Origin of the sequence: Burkholderia sp., from assembly GCF_018375725.1 — a bacterium.
In the GTDB taxonomy this organism is placed as follows: domain Bacteria; phylum Pseudomonadota; class Gammaproteobacteria; order Burkholderiales; family Burkholderiaceae; genus Burkholderia.
Genome location: NZ_JAHACR010000052.1, coordinates 1 through 18,419 on the forward strand (window position 1 = coordinate 1; position 18,419 = coordinate 18,419).

At 56.7% G+C, this 18,419-nt stretch carries 19 protein-coding genes, 1 tRNA gene, 2 pseudogenes and 1 other annotated feature; of the genes and pseudogenes, 7 read left to right on the forward strand and 15 right to left on the reverse strand.

Translation table 11 applies throughout. The annotated features are described in order from the left end of the window. Positions 1-76: 76 nt before the first annotated feature. Positions 77-1,129 (reverse strand): NADP(H)-dependent aldo-keto reductase, encoded by a 1,053-nt coding sequence (locus tag KH616_RS09255; RefSeq protein WP_292242117.1) that lies wholly within the window; start codon positions 1,127-1,129, stop codon positions 77-79. A 251-nt stretch (positions 1,130-1,380) separates the two neighbouring features. Beyond that, a complete protein-coding gene (locus tag KH616_RS09260) occupies positions 1,381-1,614 on the reverse strand; it encodes a hypothetical protein (RefSeq protein WP_292242120.1) in 234 nt (77 codons plus the stop codon). Positions 1,615-1,874: 260 nt separating this feature from the next. Between KH616_RS09260 and KH616_RS09265 the strand changes: the two genes are divergently transcribed. Further along, the gene (locus KH616_RS09265; protein ID WP_292242121.1) at positions 1,875-2,111 is read left to right on the forward strand and encodes a hypothetical protein; all 237 of its coding nucleotides are present in this window, start codon (positions 1,875-1,877) and stop codon (positions 2,109-2,111) included. A 167-nt stretch (positions 2,112-2,278) separates the two neighbouring features. On the opposite strand, the gene KH616_RS09270 is transcribed toward KH616_RS09265, so the two are convergent. Then, entirely contained in the window at positions 2,279-3,265 is a 987-nt protein-coding gene (locus KH616_RS09270; RefSeq protein WP_292242124.1) for a phosphatase PAP2 family protein, read from the reverse strand. Positions 3,266-3,680: 415 nt separating this feature from the next. Between KH616_RS09270 and KH616_RS09275 the strand changes: the two genes are divergently transcribed. Both KH616_RS09275 and KH616_RS09280 read left to right on the forward strand, forming a co-directional pair. Then, positions 3,681-4,784, forward strand: coding sequence for an acyltransferase (locus KH616_RS09275; protein ID WP_292242125.1), 1,104 nt, complete (start codon positions 3,681-3,683; stop codon positions 4,782-4,784). Between the two features lie 653 nt (positions 4,785-5,437). Further along, positions 5,438-5,617, forward strand: a complete 180-nt coding sequence (locus KH616_RS09280) for a hypothetical protein (RefSeq protein WP_292242127.1) — start codon at positions 5,438-5,440, stop codon at positions 5,615-5,617. A gap of 87 nt (positions 5,618-5,704) precedes the next feature. Here the strand turns inward: KH616_RS09280 and KH616_RS09285 are convergent. Both KH616_RS09285 and dusA read right to left on the reverse strand, forming a co-directional pair. Further along, positions 5,705-5,780, reverse strand: a tRNA-His gene (locus KH616_RS09285). A 73-nt stretch (positions 5,781-5,853) separates the two neighbouring features. Further along, a complete protein-coding gene (gene dusA, locus KH616_RS09290; protein ID WP_292242128.1) occupies positions 5,854-6,879 on the reverse strand; it encodes a tRNA dihydrouridine(20/20a) synthase DusA in 1,026 nt (341 codons plus the stop codon). Between the two features lie 122 nt (positions 6,880-7,001). Here dusA and KH616_RS09295 point away from each other — a divergent pair, with 122 nt between their 5' ends. Next, complete coding sequence (locus KH616_RS09295; RefSeq protein WP_292242130.1) at positions 7,002-8,087, forward strand: site-specific integrase; 1,086 nt, start codon at positions 7,002-7,004, stop codon at positions 8,085-8,087. A gap of 238 nt (positions 8,088-8,325) precedes the next feature. Here KH616_RS09295 and KH616_RS09300 read toward each other — a convergent pair. Beyond that, positions 8,326-8,502, reverse strand: a pseudogene (locus tag KH616_RS09300) (glutathione S-transferase); the annotation flags it as partial. Between the two features lie 67 nt (positions 8,503-8,569). On the opposite strand from KH616_RS09300, the gene KH616_RS09305 reads away from it, so the two are divergent. Genes KH616_RS09305 through KH616_RS09315 form a run of 3 tightly spaced genes read left to right on the forward strand, consistent with a single transcriptional unit; the run spans position 8,570 to position 10,472 of the window. Further along, a complete protein-coding gene (locus KH616_RS09305) occupies positions 8,570-9,427 on the forward strand; it encodes a TIGR04255 family protein (RefSeq protein WP_292242132.1) in 858 nt (285 codons plus the stop codon). Further along, a complete protein-coding gene (locus tag KH616_RS09310; protein WP_292242134.1) occupies positions 9,424-9,966 on the forward strand; it encodes a hypothetical protein in 543 nt (180 codons plus the stop codon). The genes KH616_RS09305 and KH616_RS09310 overlap by 4 nt, the downstream gene beginning before the upstream one ends. Before the next feature lie 8 nt (positions 9,967-9,974). Further along, entirely contained in the window at positions 9,975-10,472 is a 498-nt protein-coding gene (locus tag KH616_RS09315) for a hypothetical protein (protein ID WP_292242137.1), read from the forward strand. A 627-nt stretch (positions 10,473-11,099) separates the two neighbouring features. Here KH616_RS09315 and KH616_RS25420 read toward each other — a convergent pair. The 9 genes and pseudogenes from KH616_RS25420 to KH616_RS09355 all read right to left on the reverse strand — a co-directional run. Further along, the gene (locus KH616_RS25420) at positions 11,100-11,234 is read right to left on the reverse strand and encodes a hypothetical protein (RefSeq protein WP_366834326.1); all 135 of its coding nucleotides are present in this window, start codon (positions 11,232-11,234) and stop codon (positions 11,100-11,102) included. 214 nt (positions 11,235-11,448) lie between these two features. Next, positions 11,449-12,682: pseudogene (locus tag KH616_RS09320) on the reverse strand (IS3 family transposase). Further along, positions 12,285-12,401, reverse strand: a sequence feature (AL1L pseudoknot). It overlaps the preceding pseudogene by 117 nt. Before the next feature lie 135 nt (positions 12,683-12,817). Further along, positions 12,818-13,393, reverse strand: coding sequence for a hypothetical protein (locus KH616_RS09325; protein ID WP_292242140.1), 576 nt, complete (start codon positions 13,391-13,393; stop codon positions 12,818-12,820). Between the two features lie 321 nt (positions 13,394-13,714). Then, complete coding sequence (locus tag KH616_RS09330; RefSeq protein ID WP_292242142.1) at positions 13,715-14,470, reverse strand: MvaI/BcnI family restriction endonuclease; 756 nt, start codon at positions 14,468-14,470, stop codon at positions 13,715-13,717. A 74-nt stretch (positions 14,471-14,544) separates the two neighbouring features. Further along, positions 14,545-15,027: a hypothetical protein gene (locus KH616_RS09335; RefSeq protein WP_292242143.1), complete on the reverse strand. Its 483-nt coding sequence runs from the start codon at positions 15,025-15,027 to the stop codon at positions 14,545-14,547. Continuing rightward, positions 15,005-15,484, reverse strand: coding sequence for a very short patch repair endonuclease (locus tag KH616_RS09340; RefSeq protein ID WP_292242146.1), 480 nt, complete (start codon positions 15,482-15,484; stop codon positions 15,005-15,007). The genes KH616_RS09335 and KH616_RS09340 overlap by 23 nt, the downstream gene beginning before the upstream one ends. Positions 15,485-15,486: 2 nt before the next feature. Beyond that, the gene (dcm, locus tag KH616_RS09345; protein ID WP_292242148.1) at positions 15,487-16,860 is read right to left on the reverse strand and encodes a DNA (cytosine-5-)-methyltransferase; all 1,374 of its coding nucleotides are present in this window, start codon (positions 16,858-16,860) and stop codon (positions 15,487-15,489) included. 140 nt (positions 16,861-17,000) lie between these two features. After that, positions 17,001-17,792, reverse strand: a complete 792-nt coding sequence (locus KH616_RS09350; protein WP_292242150.1) for a DNA adenine methylase — start codon at positions 17,790-17,792, stop codon at positions 17,001-17,003. Positions 17,793-17,947: 155 nt separating this feature from the next. After that, positions 17,948-18,419 (reverse strand): DUF2514 family protein (locus KH616_RS09355; protein ID WP_366834329.1); only part of this gene is annotated, 472 nt, incomplete at its 5' end.

Genomic DNA, 18,419 nt, shown 5'->3' on the forward strand with positions numbered 1-18,419 from the left:
GTCGTCACACGCATGGGCGTGTGTGCGCCGACGCCCACGGCCCGCATCGGCGGCACGCCATGCGGGCCGTGATCGCTCACGGTGCGGGATTCGGCTGCAACGCGTGCAATGCGTCGATTTCAGCCAGCACATCGGCGGAAAGGGTCACGCCGACGCTGTCGATGTTTTCCTTCAACTGTTCGAGCGACGTCGCGCCGATCAGGTTGCTGCGCACGAACGGCTGGCTGTTGACGAACGCCAGCGCGAGCTGCGCCGGCGACAGACCGTGCCGTCTCGCCAGCGCGACGTAGCGCGATGTCGCCTCCACCGCTTGTGGCTTGCTATAGCGCTGGAAGCGCTCGAACAACGTGATGCGCGCGCCGGCCGGCCGCGCGCCGTTCTCGTATTTGCCCGACAGCCAGCCGAATGCAAGCGGCGAATAGGCGAGCAGGCCGATGCCGTCCCGATGCGAGAACTCCGACAGCCCATTCTCGAACGTACGGTTCAACAGGCTGTATGGATTCTGGATGCTGACGATACGCGGCAGCCCGAGCCGCTCGGCTGCGCGCAGGAATTGCGCGACGCCCCACGGCGTCTCGTTCGACACGCCGATCGCTCGCACCTTGCCCGCCTTCACGAAATCCGCGAGCACACCGAGCGTCTCCTCGATCGGCACCGTGTACGCGTCGTCGACCCACGGATAAGCCGGGCGTCCGAACGTCGTCGTGCTGCGGTCCGGCCAGTGCAACTGATACAGGTCGACATAGTCGGTCTGCAGACGCCTGAGGCTGCCATCGAGCGCTTCGGTCAGGTTCTTCCGATCGAACTGGTTACCCTCGCCCCGGATATGACGCGGGTTGTGCGGCTGACGGGCCGGACCGGCAATCTTCGTCGCGAGCACGATCCGGTCGCGCTGCGCGCGGTGCTGCGCGAGCCAGGTTCCGATGTATTGCTCGGTGCGCCCCTGTGTTTCGGGTTTCGGCGGAACCGGATACATCTCTGCGGCGTCGATCAGCGTGACGCCCTGCGCAATCGCATAGTCGAGCTGTGCGTGCGCGTCGCGCTCCGTATTCTGTTCCCCCCACGTCATCGTGCCGAGGCCGATCAGACTGACATCGATGCCCGAATCGCCGAGTGTGCGGTATTCCATGCTGTTCCTGTCGCGTCGGTGGAAAGCACGGACGTTAACACATCGAAGTGTTTGCTTCAGTCAGGCGCCGCCCATACTTACAGACAGCCTTCAACATCCGGGGGCAGGCGCCGCCCCGGGCGGTTCGACCGGCATCGCCAGCCGCAGCGTCGGCGGTTTCGACGGACGGACACGCACGCGATGCACGTTCGGCATCCGCCGTGATCCATTGCGTCGCCAAGCCCGCGTGCATGCCGACTGTGCGAACGCATTCAGTGCGCGTCGCTCGCCCGTCCCGCGATTGCGCCGATACGTGCTTCCGCTGCGCAGTCGGTTTTGTGGTCACGCGTCCCGGCACGATCTTCCGGCTCCTTGAAGATCGCCGCGACTCCGGTCTGCGACACGATGCGCAGGCAAGCGGCCTCGGTCGACAGATAATCCTGGACCATCGGATAGATGATGTAGAGCGCGAATGCGAGATACCCGGCATACAGAAATCTGACCATGATTCCTTGACATTAACAGGTGACTTTCGTCCTGTTTACGGCATGAGCGTGGACGACTTTAGACACTGGACGGCACCGGTTCCAGCAGTCTGCGCGGAAGATTGCGGAAGCGGCCTGCGGCGTCTGAAGGAGACTCGCGCGCACCCGTTGATACGGCGTGGAATGCGGCGCGGCCAAGCAACGGGATGCAAGCCACGCTATGCGAGAATTGATGCCGCTAATCGCTTCGATTTCTTCGACCACCACATAACGGAGTCAGCATGACCGTCACCATCAATATCACGCTTACCGACCAGGCCAAGGAAGCATTTCCGGACGATCCGGCCGAGAGTTTCCTGTATCAGGACGGCGTCCCGCTCCCGCAGGCCGGAGACTTTGTCGAACTGGCGTCCTCGTCCGAACCGCAGTCGTTTCTGGTCATCGGGCGCGTGTTCTCGCTCAGGCAAGGCACGATGCATGTGAACCTCGTACTCGATCTTCCGCCGCAGCATGGGTAATGCCGGAAGGCACGCCGCGATCTGAATCCGCGGGCGAAGTGATTCGACCGAGCCAGCTCACTCGCGTGTCGAATTGCTTCGCGGTGCACCGGCGGCGCGCTTCTATTTGATGGGCGATGACCGGTGTCACGCCGCATGTCGCGATGCTCGATTGCTGACGCACGTCGTTACTTCGCGACGAGGTCGGATCGACGTGCCAGATAGCGTGCAGCCGCAATCGCCAGGACAGAAACAGCCACACCAGCAATGATGTCGACCAGGTAATGCGCCCCGAACGGAATCGCGGAATAGATCATCGCGAGGTTCCATACGATAGAAATGAAAAAAAACCATCGCACATGTCGCACGGCATAAGCGAACAGAACCGCGTGCGCCGCGTGGAGCGATGGAATGGAGATCAATCCTTGTCCGTTATCCAGGCTGATGACGGTCATCGAACCTTCTCGCAATGGATAAAACTTCGACCATGGCGATGCGTCGTGCGGGCCAATAAATCCAAAATGGATCAGCGGATTGGAGGCTGGAATCAACCCGGACACCAGGATAGTGAATATCGCGATCAGCATGAACAGCAACATAAAATCAGCGAGATCATCGGTACGCCCCGTACCCCCCAGTACAACAGCAGTGATTGCAACCTGAGGAACGTAACTCAAGTAAATCACTGATAAAACCGCACTCCAATCAGCACGCCGCATTTGCCACATAAACAGATCGCGCCAGCTGAATCCCAGCGCCGCATCAAGTGCAATCAAGTCGTTGTCGATCAGCGGCCGATCAAGCGCCACACACATATATTGAAGTATGAGTATCGCATATGTAAAAAATCCGACTATGACAATTGCATGGGCAATCACACAAACCTTCATTATTCGAAGGCGCGCGACAGCCTCGGAATAACGGTTATGGCGCGCTATACCATGAAGCACCAACGTTAAACCTGCCAGCACCAGCAACGCCATGGCACTACGCGCAGCTGACGCGATGGCCATCGTAAATCCGGCGCAGTGCATCCAGATACAATCAATAAAAATTATCACCATCACGATCAACCACGCGGCGACATTATAGCGATCGCGAATCAACCGAACCAAAGGAATCGCCGCACGACATTCAGATTTTCCATGCTCCTCAGGCAGATCAATCTCACTCATCTTGCCCCCTCAATGAGTCTGATATGTCGAAAAAATATTCTCACCCACCCGATTCGGATGAATTTTTTATTTATAAAATCGCAATTTTACGAGATTCGAGGAACCTCCATATGAGGCAGATCATACACTCTGCGTCATCGATCCTCCAACCGCACAGACAAGACACCATCGCCCCGCAACGCGAGAGCACGTCTCTTTGCAACCATTTGAACAGGCAGCAAAAACTCACTGAACTGAACTGAACTACATCACTACACAGTTTGCAAGCGCATCGTGAAAGCAGACAGCAACATGGCGATGCTTGAAACGACGCGGTGGACGCCTCGGGAGTGTCGGCTCTTTCGTTTGGGTGGTATTTCTCCTATAACGAACGAAAGGCGTGGCGCGAAAATACGAATCACCCTACGGGGGGGACATGAAGAAGACCGTTACGGCCCTGGAGGGGTTGCGAGGTGCGGCGGCCATGCTCGTTATTATATTTCATGCTACCTTGGATGTCCCATGGCTCCCAGTCCTGCGTGGAGGCTACCTTGCAGTCGACCTGTTTTTCGTTCTCAGTGGGTTCGTGATTTGCAGCGCGTACGGACGTTCATTAAGCGGCCGCTCCAATTTTCGCGTATTCATCGTGCGCCGATTCGGTCGACTATGGCCGAATCTTGTTTTAACGATGATCCTGTATTACGTAGTGAGCAACCTGGAAATCGGTTTTTTTCTGGCTTGGAGCTCATCGCATCTCGCCTGGGAACTTCCGACATTATTAGAAGTTGCGGCGACACTCACAATGACTCAAGGACTGCATCTATTCAATCGAACAATCGACACCGGAGTGAACTGGAGCGTAAGCGACGAGTTTTACGTATATATTCTGTTCGGGGTGGTATGCATGTGCACCAAGGGAAAAATCAGAATCATCGCATATGCAGCACTAGCCACCATCGGTTACATGATCGCGCTTTGGGCAACAATCAGGCTGCACGGATGCCCGACTCATTCAAAATGCTTCGATACAACCTACGATTTCGGCTGGGCACGTTGCATCGCCGGATTTTTCTCCGGAGCACTGATTGCAGAATTTCGCAATACAAGACTGCTTCGGCTATTACGCATTACGGGGGTGCAGGTTGCCATCTTTTTCACATCGGCGTGGTACATCGTATTAACGAAGGATTTCCCCACAACCGCCTTAGCCGCACCAGTGATTTTCTCCATGCTAATCGGCTCGATGATTGAGAATGCCGGACCTATATGCGACGCCTTCAATCTTCCGCCATTTCAATATCTCGGGAAAATTTCCTATTCCCTTTATCTTGGCCATGGATCTTTATGGCCAGTCATTTGGCTGATGCCATTTTTCCATACGCGCAGTTCGCAAATTATTTTAATAGTGATATTTTTAACTCTATCACTCTGCCTCGCTCACGTGCTCTACAAATACATAGAAGCTCCCTATCGAGCAAAGTTCTACGCATGGTCTGATCGCTTTCGGAGCGCCGCGTCGAGCCCGGCATCTGCCAGTTGAATCCTGGCCCGATCATACGCACACCAAGTCCGTAGCAAGCGCTGCGACGGCGATCTCAGCGCAATTGCCGTGGATGCGCTGCCGCATCGCAACGCGCATAGGGCGGTTGAACGAACTGGCGTAGGCGATTGGCACGCCGAGGGTCGACTCGTGACACCCCAGCTTTCGCTGATGCTGGCGCGCATCTGCAACGGAAGGCGCCGCAAAAACATGAATGCGGCACGACAGGTGCTGCCGCGTAGCGACGGCTCGGCGGCGGCGGACAAGCTGACGTAATCAGCAGTCGTCGCAGCTTGGCTTGCTCAGCTTGACGCCTCCTCACCATTGGCGACGAAGCCACGCCTGTCGCACGTACTGATCGATCACGTTAGCGTGAAATCGGCAAAACCGGCGCCGCTGCGCAATACGCGAAGCTCGCTGGTAATCGCAAGGTGGGAGCTCTCGATCTGAGTGGCCGAAAATTGATCGCCAGACCAACCATATCCGAATCGAGCGTTCCAAGAAGCGTGGCGAACTGCCCAACCGGTCGCCGAGTTACTCGATCGGCTCGACGCGCCGCGCCGCGAAGCGACAAGGAGCGGCTCTACGTGTTCAGAACCGCTTCGGCACGCACTACACGCGCGACGGCTTCAAGGCGTTCTGGGGGGAAATTGATGAACGAGGCGATCGAGAAGGAAGTGATCGCGCAGCGTTTCACGTTCCATGACTTGCGCGCATATTACGCGAAGCAATACAAGCTGGAACGCGGCGCTTTACCCGACCTTCACGCGAATCCCGCGACGACCGCGCGGGTCTACGACCGAAACAAAATCGTGAAGCGACGGGGCATGTAATTCCCAAAATGGGAATTACGAAACAAAAACGGCACTGGATATAATCTCAGTGCCGTTTCTAACTACTTGATACTGCTATGAATTCTGTGGGGTGGCTGATGGGACTCGAACCCACGACAACAGGAATCACAATCCTGGACTCTACCAACTGAGCTACAGCCACCACTGACTTACTGCCTCTTCGTCGCTTTCTTTTGCTGCTCAGCAACGAAGAGATGAGATTATACGAAGGCTTTTTAAATTTGCAAAGCTTTTTTTTCAAAAATTTCTTCGACGCTGTTCAGGTGTGCGCGCGCTTCGTCGAAGATGGCCAGATCGCCTCGTGCGAGCTTCTTGCTGTCGGACAGCACACGACGCCAGCCGCGCGCGCCGGCCACACCGCGATACAGCCCGAGCGCATGCCGCACGATCGCGCCGAGGTATGTCCCGCGCTTCAGTTCCGCCGCGCAATATTCGATCAGCTGCGCCTCCGCTTCCTCCCGCGTCGGCGCCGCTTCGCTCGCGCCATAGAAACGCGCGTCAACACCCGCAAGCACATACGGATTGTGATACGCCTCGCGGCCGAGCATCACGCCGTCCACATGCTCCAGATGCGCGGCGACCTCGTCGAGCGTCGTGACTCCACCGTTGATGACGATCTCCAGCGACGGGAAATCTCGCTTCAGCCGATATGCATAGTCGTACTTGAGCGGCGGAATCTCACGGTTCTCCTTCGGCGAAAGTCCCTTCAGGATTGCATTGCGCGCATGCACGACGAACACTTCGCAGCCCGCGTCGGCAATCTGGCCGACGAAGTCGCGCACGAACGCGTAATCCTCGATCGCATCGACGCCGATCCGGTGCTTGACGGTCACCGGCACCGACACCGCATCGCGCATCGCCTTCACGCAGTCGGCGACGAGTTGCGGCTCGTTCATCAGGCACGCACCGAACGCGCCACGCTGCACGCGCTCCGACGGACAGCCGCAATTCAGGTTGATCTCGTCGTAGCCCCACTGCTCGCCGAGCTTCGCGGCGCGCGCAAGATCGACCGGCTCACTGCCGCCAAGCTGCAATGCAATGGGCGATTCGCTCGGCGTAAATGCAAGATGCCGCGACGCGTCGCCGAACAGCAGCGCGCCGGTCGTGATCATTTCCGTGTAGAGCCACGTATGACGCGAGAGCGTACGGTGGAACGACCTGCAATGGCGGTCAGTCCAGTCGAGCATAGGCGCTACAGAAACTCGCCTACCCGTTGATTTCGTTGAAAAATTCTGCTGCATCAGATACTTATGCCGCGTTACGGCCTGTGTGTTTCGACGCCGTTTCCGGTAGTTTTTGCCGGTTTTTGCGGCTCAGTGCTACGATGTAGCTCCGATATTTTCCGCGTAGCACCGGGAACACCATGGGCACGATTACCCCCAGAAAGCGCAAGGATGGAAGTATAGGCTATACCGTCCAGATCCGCCGGAAGGAGAAAGGCCGGGTCGTCTATACAGAAGCAAAGACGTTCGACCGGGAGGCCGCGGCGCGCGCATGGAACGAGAAGCGCGAAAAGGAGCTGGCGCAGCCCGGCGCGCTGGAGTCGGCAAAACAGGACGACCCGATCCTTGCCGACGTGATCGACCGATACATGCAGGAATCGAAGCGCGCGATCGGCAAGACGAAGAACCAGGTGCTCAACACCATCAAGGCAGCGCCGCTCGGAAAGATGAAGTGCTCCGAGATCAAGAGCCCTGACTTCAAGGCGTTCGCAAGTTCACTCGACGTTCAGCCGCAAACCGTCGGCAACTATTTGTCGCACCTCGGCTCTGTCGTGCGTATCGCGCGGCCCGCGTGGGGATACCCGCTCGACGAGAAGGAGTTCGACGACGCACTGACCGTGGCGAAAAAGATGGGGCTGACCGGACGATCGAAGCACCGCGATCGCCGGCCGACGCCCGACGAGCTCGACCGCATCCTCACCTACTACACTGACATGGAGGCACGGGAGCGCGCGGAGATTCCAATGCGCGAGATCATCGTGTTCGCGATGTTCTCGACCCGGCGCCAGGAGGAAATCACGACGATCCGCGTCGAGGACTACGAAGGCGACCGGGTGCTGGTTCGCGACATGAAGCATCCTGGCCAGAAGATCGGCAATAACACATGGTGCGATCTGCCTCCGGAAGCTGCCCGTATCGTCGAGGCCGTCAAGCCGGCGCGCGGCCCGATCTTCCCGTACAACCATAAGTCGATCAGCGCGAGCTTCACGCGCGCATGCGCTTTTCTCGCCATCGACGATCTGGTGTTCCACGACCTGCGCCACGAGGGTACGTCCCGGCTGTTCGAGATGGGCTGGAACATCCCGCACGTCGCCGCGGTCACGGGGCATCGCAGCTGGACGTCGCTGAAGCGCTATACGCACCTGCGTCATACCGGCGACCGCTGGGCCGGATGGGAATGGCTCGACCGGCTCGACCCGCTGCCGCGCAAACCGGGTAGTGTCTAGATAGACTCGTTTGGCGCCACTTCGGCCACCATCTCATCATCTCGATTGCCAACGATCCACCCTGGGTACTCGAACAGGCCGAACTGGTAGGCACCCGCCCCCACGCAATCGACCGTAGCCGACCCTGAGTGATCGTTCATTTTACTCCGAAGCGGACGCTCAGTACGCATCAACCAAGAGCAGCTTCACGATCAAACTGTAAATGAGCGTAGCGCTCACCCGCGGCAAGTCCCGGCTTTCACAGTGGAGGACGACCTAGAGTGACCCAACGCTGAACAGACGGCCTCTCCCACTGATGCGCAGCTTAGTCGATCAATCGACCGGGCACCGTATCACCATTCAGGATGGGCCCGTTCAGCATTAGAGCAAGATCGACGTCCACGATGGACCACTCGCCAAATAGGTTCAAGGCGCCCGAATTTTGGCGAATTGGACAAAGCTGCATGTGCTAACATTCATTCAATACAGTGAATGTTGTTTTTTTGCAACAATACAAGATTGTCTATATCGTGACCATTACATTTGCGAAGCCCCCCCTCATTGAACTGATGGCTGAGGTGCGCTGGGGAATGCCTACGATACCGCTGGCTCCGACAGGCGCTATTGGAGCTGTTCCGATCCCGATTCTGCCAGGTCAGCCGATACAGTTCACTGCATCAGGATCATACGATCCGTTTTTTTTGGAGTTCGCGAAGCGGGTTCGAGAGCTAGGGTTCACCGTCCAAGAGCGCACCGTGCCGGCCAATGTGGTTGTCCCCCCATACAAGGCGGTTTGGCGATGGAGAAATCCAGACTCGCCTGGAATCACGCTGCAACTCGGCTCCGGCGTGTTCACAATCAACGGTGCTCCACCGGATTACGTTAAGTGGGCAGACTTCGTCGGCACTGTTGGCGATACCCTTGACGCACTTATTGCGTCCCTTCCGACGTATCCACAACCTCCCCAGCGTTTCACGCAGCTATTGATGCGGTATGTCGACCTCTTCGATGAGCAACTCACTGGAGGCAGAACGCATTCTGAGTTTTTGAACGACGTTCTCGGCATAAATGTCGTGTTGCCGAGAGTTATGACGGAGCAAGCGCGACCAGAAGCCGACATTGCCGCAAGTTTGCAAGTCGCGATGCCGGTTGACGGTGGAACAGCCAACTTTGTATTCGCGCAAGGCATCGTTGCTGGCAGGTCAGGCTTCATCCTCGACTCGACAGTGACAGTTGATCAAGAAATCGCACTAGAGCGGCCGCTGGTGGTTGAAAATTTCACACGTGCTCACGATATATTGAACAGCATCTTCATAGGGATGACCGAACCGATACATAAAAAAATGGAGCCGACGGTATGATTTCCCCCCTGTTCCCGTTCGCTACAAGGCCAGCATCGGCAGATTCTCAGATTGATCAGGCTGGTCTTGAAAACGATGCCATCGTGCCCGCCGACACATGGGCATTCGCCCCGGCATATCGCCTGTCGCACTTCGATCGGCCGGCCGCAGTGCTCGCATACGAAGCTGGTCGGCACGAGGAGCGGGAGACAGTGAAGGAATTCCTCGCGCTCGAAGAAAATTGGGACGGCTACGACAGCTATCCGATCAGCAAAGAGGCTGGTGCAGCCGCCGAGAGTTTCCTTGTCGGCTTGCCTTCAAACATCGAATCGCCAGAACTCACGCCCAACGCTGCAGGGACGATCACCTTTGAGTGGGAGCGAGGCGAGGCGCGTGCGTCACTTGAACTGGGCAAGCGCAAGTGCAGCTTTTATCTGAAGCAGCCTGGCACGCAAACGATCTACCATACGGGCGACCTCCAGTCGTTCGTGCCGATATTCGGCTTACTTCATCTTCTTGCGGCAAAGGCCTATTCGCTTAACAACACGTCCGAATACTGAGCGTTTGAATGTCCGAGGAAATCGAGCGAGCGATCGAAGACGGGGAAACCATTGTACGTGGTGTCTGCACACCCTATCACTACGACGCAAAAAAGAAGAAGTTGAAGAAGAACGCGTTTAAACCGAAAACGCCCAGCACTGGCGTTTCAGTTTTCCGCGGGGCAGTCATGGATTCGAACGCCTGTAAAGCGAAAGCCGCAAACCTGTCAGGCGAAGGTAAGGCATATGTTGGCCTTGCTGCCCTGCATGCCATCACGATACGGGCCACCGGCGCAACCGTCGAAGATTCACGCGAACTCTACTACGGTCATGCTGACGTATTTGTTTGCGCTGGATACCTAGACGCCGTTCGTGACCACGTCCAAGGCGATCCACTTCCTCCGCAGATCCAAGAAGTGCTCGATGATCGCATCGGGAGACTTATTGATAAGGCGGTTTTTCACCTCGACCCAAGTCCAACCGATGGGGGTTGGCAAGGCCCCGACCCGTTGCTGCAAGCAGCATAGGTTCTTCGGCAGGAGGAGCTCTGATGGGCTGGCGAACAATACAACCCAAATGAGCCGCCGGGAGAAGTTCGATGCCGACACGGTTCGCACCCGAACTACAGTCGGCCGCTCCATCACCGTCGCGCCTTGCGTCATTAGCATCAAGATTTAAGCATCCGCTCCGTTATATAAGTTTCAACAATAGGAGCACCCGATGAAAAGACGCGCACTCGCAACAGTCACGTTGGCCGCGCTTGTGGCTTCGCTCAGCGCTTGCACGACCGTAGCTCAAAAGAACTCCGCCGAATGCGCACGTATGATGAAGGGCGCCTGGCACGCGTCACCGGTTGTAGTTACCGACACCCAAGCATCTGCAGACGGCCGTACTGTGATCCTTAGCGGCACGATAGAGGACCCGTTCTGGCACAACGTTGTCCCCGCCCAAGTGCAATGCCAATTCACTGGAACCCCCCTCCCGGATTTCCGCTGGTTGGCACCCGCAAGGCTGGCAGAAGAATCCAACAAGGCACGCGCTAACAGTCTCCCCTCACAATAGCAAAAATCTCGGCACTGCGACTGTGTATTGACCCGGCGAAACCTGCACAGGTTAAGTGGCTAAGGCAAACGTCTCGGCCGGGGTTTTCATCTTCAGCGCCTGATGAGGCCGTCGATGGCTGTAGAACTGAATCCATCAGCACTCACGCGACTTGCGTGCTGAAGCGTTTCAAAGCGATGGCGACGCACGCATTGCTCCTTGATCGTGCGGACGACCCGTTCGACCACGCCGTTTTGCTGCGGTCAGTGCGGCGCAATGAACACCTGGCGCAGTCCATACCCACGCACCAGAGCAGTGTACGTAATCCATGCTCGCAAAGACATGCCTGTTCTCGTGAAAAGCCACCTCTCAGAATAGAATGGATACGTTCGGCAAACAACGCCACAGCCAGGCGCTTCACCACTCAATGAACCGCCCCGGGAATCGTGGAGGCCGGTTGGTTTAAGTTGATGCGGATTCAGCGGCAGCTGTTTCAAGTTGCCGATAGTAGTTTGCCTCAGCTTCGGCGGGCGGGATATAGCCGAGGGGTTCCATCAACCGATGATGATTGAACCAGGCCACCCACTCCAGCGTTGCCAGTTCAACGGATTCCCGCGTTTTCCAGGTGCGGCGATGAATCAGTTCAGCCTTGTACAAGCCGTTGATCGTTTCAGCCAAGGCGTTGTCATAGCTGTCGCCTCGGCTGCCGACCGACGGTTCGATGCCCGCTTCGGCCAACCTTTCGCTGTAGCGAATGCTGACGTATTGGGACCCTCTGTCCGAATGGTGTATCAAGGTCCCGTCGTCGCCCGGGCGCCGCGCGTAAAGCGCCTGTTCAAGTGCATCCAGAACGAAGTCCGTGGTCATCGAGCTGCTGACTCGCCAGCCGACGATACGGCGAGCGAACACATCGATCACGAAGGCCACATACAGCCAGCCCTGCCACGTCGAAACGTAGGTGAAATCCGAAACCCAGAGCTGGTTCGGCCGTGCCGCCTTGAACTGCCGATTGACCCGATCCAGCGGGCGCGGGGCTATGGCATCAGGAACTGTCGTGCGAACACGCTTGCCTCGCATCACGCCGCGCAAACCCAGTTGCTTCATCAACCGTTCGACCGTGCAGCGCGCCACCGCGATATGCTCCCGGTTCATCTGCTTCCAGATTTTTCCGCGCCGTAGACCTGCATGTTGGCCTGCCACACACGCTTGATCTCCGCCCGCAGACGTTCATCGCGGATTGCGCGAACAGAGCGCCGCGACGGATCACGAAGCTGCGCGGCATGGCGTCGGTAGCCCGACGGGGCAATCCGCAAGACCTTGCAGATCGGCTCGACCCCGAAGGTGTCGCGATGCTGATCGATGAAGGCCTTCAGGACTTGAAACGGCGGTCGAGCTCCGCCTGGGCGAAAAACGCGCTCGCGACCTTGAGAATCTCGTTGGCACGACGCAACTCCTTAACTTCGCGCTCCAGGGCCTTGACGCGTTCGCGCTCGTCTGTGGTCACGCCAACGCGCTCACCGTGGTCGACCTGGTCGCGCTTGACCCACTCGTGCAGTGTCTGCGGTGTGCAGCCGATCATCGGCGCAATCGATTCGACCGCCGCCCACATCGACGGATGTTCGCTACGCTGCTCGCGCACCAGGCGCACTGCGCGCTCCCGGACTTCTGGGGAAAACTTCGTTACCTTCTTGTTCATGGCTCCATTCTCTCAAGAGTTGGAGCCTCCACAAAATCCGGGGCGGTTCACAACGACGTCTGATCGAGACTAGCCGACCACCACCCAACGCGGCCGGTCGTGGCTGGGTAACACCACGTGTGATGGGCGGCCCGCTCAACTGTTTGTCACGAAAGCTTCCATTTCCGAGAACAGCGACCAAGTTGCATGGGGGTCGAGAAAGTTGTTTGGTAGATCCTTGTCATTGAGCGATGCGTTGATTTCCTTACCGGCCCACGATACAGGGAGTTGCCTAAGGTCGTATTTGCTAAAACGAAAGTGAAAATCGTGCGACAGACAGTTTCTGATGACCCGCGCGAATTGATACCACGGCTGGGTCTCGATCGCTCCCCCCCGCATCGCAGCGGCATATTTACGAGTAACCTCGAAGCCTTCCTTGATAAGAGTGCGACGCGCGGCCTTCCAAAACTCATCCATGATCGCAATCAGACTATCGTGATCATGCCGGTAGTCGTGTGTCAGTTGCCCAAGGTTCACCTCGACCCGGGCTCCTTGCCTGTCATATGGTTCAGGATTGAACGTTATTCCATCTGTCTTCAGAACCACCACCTTGTCATCGAGATCGTAGATGAGGTCGCTATTAAGCATTTGCATAGCTGCCAAGCTCAGAATTGCAGAATTCCGAGAGTGACGAAGCTGATTGAGCGCCCATTGCCTGTCTATTACCGTCACTTAAAATCCTCTATTGGTTGATCAGGTTTATTGACGGATATTTCTAGCCGAGCGTGATTATGCTCCGCTCGCCCCCCTCAGGGAATGACCGTTATTCGGTGTACTTGAATCGTTCCGATGGCCTCAGCGGCGTATCAGCCAATGTCCGAAAATTGGCCAAACTCAGCTGGCCACCCCCCACACCGGACCATCACGCCGATCCATAGCGGACACACACTGCAAAGACCTGGTTCACCCTTACAATCAGAACAGCTTCCAGTCTGCCCAAGAAATTTCCGCGAAAGCGACCAGCGTCTGCGGATAGATACCGATCTCATCAATTTAAAGATCTATCGAATCAAATTTCCGATACAAGCATCCAAGCTCTTTAGTGGCCATTCTGAACTGACTTCTAGCTTTGGTCCGCGAAGCAGGCTCACTGGCTCGCTCAAGCTTGGGAGCCGGATCATAGATTACCTTCCCGTCGGAAAGCGCTTTCAAGAACAGCGAAAACTCAGTCCCCTCCCCAAGCAAAACGGGGCTTTTGTAGTCGTATACCGGCGGAACATCTCCTGATTTCTCGTAGGGAATATATGCAGCCGCAGCGTGCTTTCGCCCCCATTGCTCGACAAGCCCGGAGAATGTCCATTCCGCCGAGACATGTCCGTCACTATCCAGAAGACGAATGCCGCCCTCAACATCAGTGATGGTGCCCGACGTCGTGTCAAATCCCGTCGTGATGAGAGTCTGGCCCGAAGTTTTCGATGCCACATTTACTTTATGCGAGCCGGTAAAATAAATGACGTCACCTGGCAAAAGGCGTCCGTACTTTCTCAGAAATGCCTCCACTCCATGCTCGCCATAGTAGCCGGCATCCGGCTCCGGCGTCATCAATGTGATCCTTGATCCGCTGTACGCCTTCAGCTCCCACCCCATGAAGTCAGGCGCAGAACGTCCGTTGGGCACGATATCGAGCAGGGCTTCGAGCGTGTAGCCCCCGCCATTCCGCGCCGTGTATGCGATACGGTTACCATTGCGATCAAGCCGCATTGATTGATGCGGGCCCGCGTAATGGATCTCGCGCAAACGTGCAAGCAACTGCTCTCTTGCGCTTGGGCCTTGCCGCACCCTGAGCTCACGGAGTGTTCCGGATTCAAGCTGAGTAGCCTCGGCTACATGCTCATGAGCGGCATGTGCGACGGCAGTCCCTGCATCTGCCAGATAAGTAAAGACTGAATCGTCGGAAACTCCGAAGAAGAGAACACGTCCGTCCGGACCATTATTAAACCGACGCTCGTCCTTAGGAATCGCGCGGAGACGTACACTTGACGGAAGAGCACACGTCTTAGAAAACCGGAGAGACGAACTTCAGGATATTGAGGATATAGAATCAGCTGGGCGCCCGGCGCAGACGCCACCTGCCCCTCTCCGTCCACCCAGTACAACGGAACGCCGGCTTTGAAATTCGGGATTTTCACGCTGGCCTCGGCACGCACCTTCCCGAACACGAGCAGCTTCAGAACCTCGAAGCTGTTACCCAGATAAATCTGCTGCTTACTGTTGTCATTTTCCGCCAGGAACTTGCAGTAGATATTTCTCGAGCCCAACTTTTCAAAGCAGTCAAGCAGCGCATCAAGTGACTGAAACTCTTTCAACCCCGTTCCCCTTCAGCTCAATTGTGTGAGTCTCAGGAGTGTCAAGCCACGCCACCAGCCGGTCGACCAGCGCATCAAACGGCAGCTTACTTCGACCCTTCAGCGCACACTCCCAGACTATCGCTATGCGCCATCCGAGTGCGCGCAACGCTTCCTGGGCAATTATATCCCTGCGAGCGTTGGCATCAATTTTAGCCGCCCAGAACTCTGTCCTCGTGTTCGGCATTTTGAACAGGTGACAGGCATGCCGGTGCCAAAAACATCCGTGGACAAAAATCACAGCACGATATTTCGGAAAAACCAAATCCGGTGAGCCAGGCAGGCCCGGCACATGAAGGCGGAACCGGAGCCCCCTACGGTGAAGGGCCCGCCGGATCAGCATCTCCGGGCGAGTATTTTTCGCCCGGATCGCACGCATATTCCGCGAACGAACCGCGGCAGCATGAACATCAGTCACTACTAGGCAGCTCTCGACAACTTTCGGCGACGCCGCTGATCATCCGCGGCAAGCTTTGCCTCAAGAATTTTTGGTTTCATGAGCTTAGCAACCGAAGTAAACACGGGAACCACAACGGAGTTTCCGAATTGTTTATATGCCTGCGTGTCAGATACCGGAATCTTGAATTCCGATTTTCCAACGGAATCATAACCCATCAGGCGAGCACATTCGCGCGGCGTAAGCCGTCGCGGCCTGTTACGCAGATTGGCCGGATCATGAAAATCTTTATCCGCACAGAATCCACGATCAATCAGGATTTCAGACCCATCCTTGTAATATCGTGCCGACAGAGTCCGGGTGATATCTGAGCCCCCAACCAACCCATATCCAAATCCATTTCCTTTCGCTTTGTGTTTTATCGAATAATTGAACAAATATTCCCACAACTTGGGGGTAAGTATATATTTGTCATCAACAGATTTCTCGAGAATATCACCGAGCTTTGGCTTACGTTTCGGAAATTGCTTTTTGACATCGCCCAGCGTAAAACCGTCATGGACATTAAGGTCCTTGCGAAAGCCAACAAGAACAATCCGCTCACGATGCTGTGGCACAAAATGGCTTCCATCAATGATCTTCGGATCTCCGGCACCTGCGGCATCCGCGTCCGCAATCCAGTATCCGAGCTCCTCGAGTGCATCCATGATGATCTTGAAAGTGCGCCCCTTATCGTGACTCTTGAGATTTTTAACGTTTTCCAGAACAAAAGCCACCGGACGCTTTACCGCCAGAATGCGCGCGACATCGAAAAACAGAGTTCCCTGTGTTTTGCACTCGAAACCATGTGCTCGCCCCAACGCATTCTTCTTCGACACGCCTGCAATTGAAAATGGCTGACAGGGAAATCCTGCGAGCAGCACATCATGGTTCGGAATCGTCGCATCGATATGGTCGTACGCCTCTTTTTCCGATATCCCATCCTGATCACTTAATGTGATCTTTCGAATGTCATCGTTAAACGAGTGAGCTTCCGGATCGGAATAATAGTTCGCCTTGTATGTCCTCACTGCAGGTTCGTTCCACTCACTGGTAAAGACACAACGTCCTCCTACAGCTTCAAAGCCGCGGCGTATGCCACCTATTCCAGCAAACAGATCAATGAAATCAAAATCATAATTCGGATGGTGCGCAGGCGGTTTCGGCAGGAGTTCCTCTAACGCACAATACTCCGCATGACCGAGCCGGGGTGAGGCCTTACCGTTCAACCATCGATTGATGGTCTCGCGACACCACGCCCCTGGAGCGACATTACTGAGGTATTCCGCCACGTACTTCTGATCGTATATTTCGAGCACCCGCTTAAGCAGTGCGAGCTCTTCTTCTCGGGGATCCATAGCGCCAATTTTCGGGTTGATTGCGTGAAATATTATCACTCATTTGACCCAGACGGAAAGACTGAGTGAATGTCCTGTCCACACCTCCCGGGAGGTTGCCCGGCTTCCCCGTGCGGCCTCCCGGAACTCTCTCAGCCCGGTCAGAACAGGCCGGCGGGAGCCGCAGCCTCATCCCAGCTAAAGACCACCAGCTCGTCGCGATCTACCCCTCTGGCCCCTCCCGCGACCGTGTACCGGATCGGGACAGTTTCAATGTGAAACCCGGCAAAGACTCGCCGAACCTCCGGATGATCATTCAGACTCACGATCGCCCTTCCCTTGATCGACCGCAGCCGCTCCGCCAACTTCACGTATTCGGCAAACGGAAACGCCACGCCATACCCTTCCGTCTCGTAGTACGGCGGATCGAGATAGAACAGCGTATGCGGCCGATCATACCGATCGATGCACACCGCCCAATCCAGACGCTCGACGAACGTGTTCGCCAGCCGCAGATGCGCCGCCGACAGCTCCTCCTCAATGCGCAGCAAGTTCAATCCCGGCGGCGTTGTCGTCGCCGTCCCGAACGTCTGCCCTTCGAGCTTTCCGCCAAAGCAACTTTTCTGCAGGTAGTAGAACCGCGCCGCACGCTGGATATCGGTGAGGGTTTCCGGGGCCGTTTCCTTGAGCCATTCGAACACCTGCCGGCTCGTCAGCGCCCATTTGAACTGCCGCACGAACTCTTCGAGGTGATGCTGCACAACCCGGTACAGGTTCACCAGCTCGCCGTTGATATCGTTGATCACCTCCACCTTGGCCGGCGGACGCAGGAAGTACAGCGCGGCCCCGCCCGCAAACACCTCGACGTAGCACTCGTGCGCCGGGAATCGCGGGATCAGATGGTCTGCCAACCGGCGCTTGCCGCCGATCCAGGGAATGATGGGATTCGCCATTGTGAAAGCCGTTTTTAATCTTGATGTAAAATTCGGCCCGCCTACCGGTAGGTAGCAGGGCCTTGGCCGATTCACTGGCTCAGACAGTGGAAAGGCGGCCGGAAGACGTGTTACCGCACGTCCTCCGGTCGCCCTGTTTCTTTCGAATCGCCGCGTTATCGCGGCTGACCGGATCGCCTATCGCCCATCAACGCGTCGTAACTGCGCTCGCACTGCTGGCCGGCGATACCGCGCTCGTCAGCGATTCGCGCGAACTCTCCCGCAGCCGCATCAGTCCTGCCGAGCACGTCGGCAAGCAGATCGAGGGCGTCGCCGGTTGCCGGGCTTCCGGCGGAAGCGCCGGCACGCCGGGCATCGGCAACAAGCGCGGCGACCTGCTTGCGCAGGCGGTCAGCAGCACCATCGGCAACAGCAGCATCAGCGCGTGCCTGATCACGTTCTTTCGCAGCATCGGTTGCGATCCTCTGTTGTGCCGCCAGGCGGCGGCTGAATTCATCACGTTCGGTCGTCAGATCGTCGATCTGCCTCGCCTGATCTGCGACTTTGGCGGACTGGTCCGCGTCGCGGTGCCCCTTGAAATAGCCGCAGGCTGAGCCGCCGACGAGGCCGGCGATGACCAGCAGCCAG

Bases quoted from the DNA above. Each gene is read 5' to 3' on its own strand.
- KH616_RS09350 (WP_292242150.1), bottom strand. From the start codon at position 17,792: ATGGCGAATCCCATCATTCCCTGGATCGGCGGCAAGCGCCGGTTGGCA.
- KH616_RS09275 (WP_292242125.1), top strand. From the start codon at position 3,681: ATGAAGAAGACCGTTACGGCCCTGGAGGGGTTGCGAGGTGCGGCGGCC.
- dcm (WP_292242148.1), bottom strand. From the start codon at position 16,860: ATGGATCCCCGAGAAGAAGAGCTCGCACTGCTTAAGCGGGTGCTCGAA.
- KH616_RS09310 (WP_292242134.1), top strand. From the start codon at position 9,424: ATGATTTCCCCCCTGTTCCCGTTCGCTACAAGGCCAGCATCGGCAGAT.
- KH616_RS09280 (WP_292242127.1), top strand. From the start codon at position 5,438: ATGAACGAGGCGATCGAGAAGGAAGTGATCGCGCAGCGTTTCACGTTC.
- KH616_RS09255 (WP_292242117.1), bottom strand. From the start codon at position 1,129: ATGGAATACCGCACACTCGGCGATTCGGGCATCGATGTCAGTCTGATC.
- dusA (WP_292242128.1), bottom strand. From the start codon at position 6,879: ATGCAGCAGAATTTTTCAACGAAATCAACGGGTAGGCGAGTTTCTGTA.
- KH616_RS09260 (WP_292242120.1), bottom strand. From the start codon at position 1,614: ATGGTCAGATTTCTGTATGCCGGGTATCTCGCATTCGCGCTCTACATC.
- KH616_RS09265 (WP_292242121.1), top strand. From the start codon at position 1,875: ATGACCGTCACCATCAATATCACGCTTACCGACCAGGCCAAGGAAGCA.
- KH616_RS09295 (WP_292242130.1), top strand. From the start codon at position 7,002: ATGGGCACGATTACCCCCAGAAAGCGCAAGGATGGAAGTATAGGCTAT.
- KH616_RS09315 (WP_292242137.1), top strand. From the start codon at position 9,975: ATGTCCGAGGAAATCGAGCGAGCGATCGAAGACGGGGAAACCATTGTA.
- KH616_RS09270 (WP_292242124.1), bottom strand. From the start codon at position 3,265: ATGAGTGAGATTGATCTGCCTGAGGAGCATGGAAAATCTGAATGTCGT.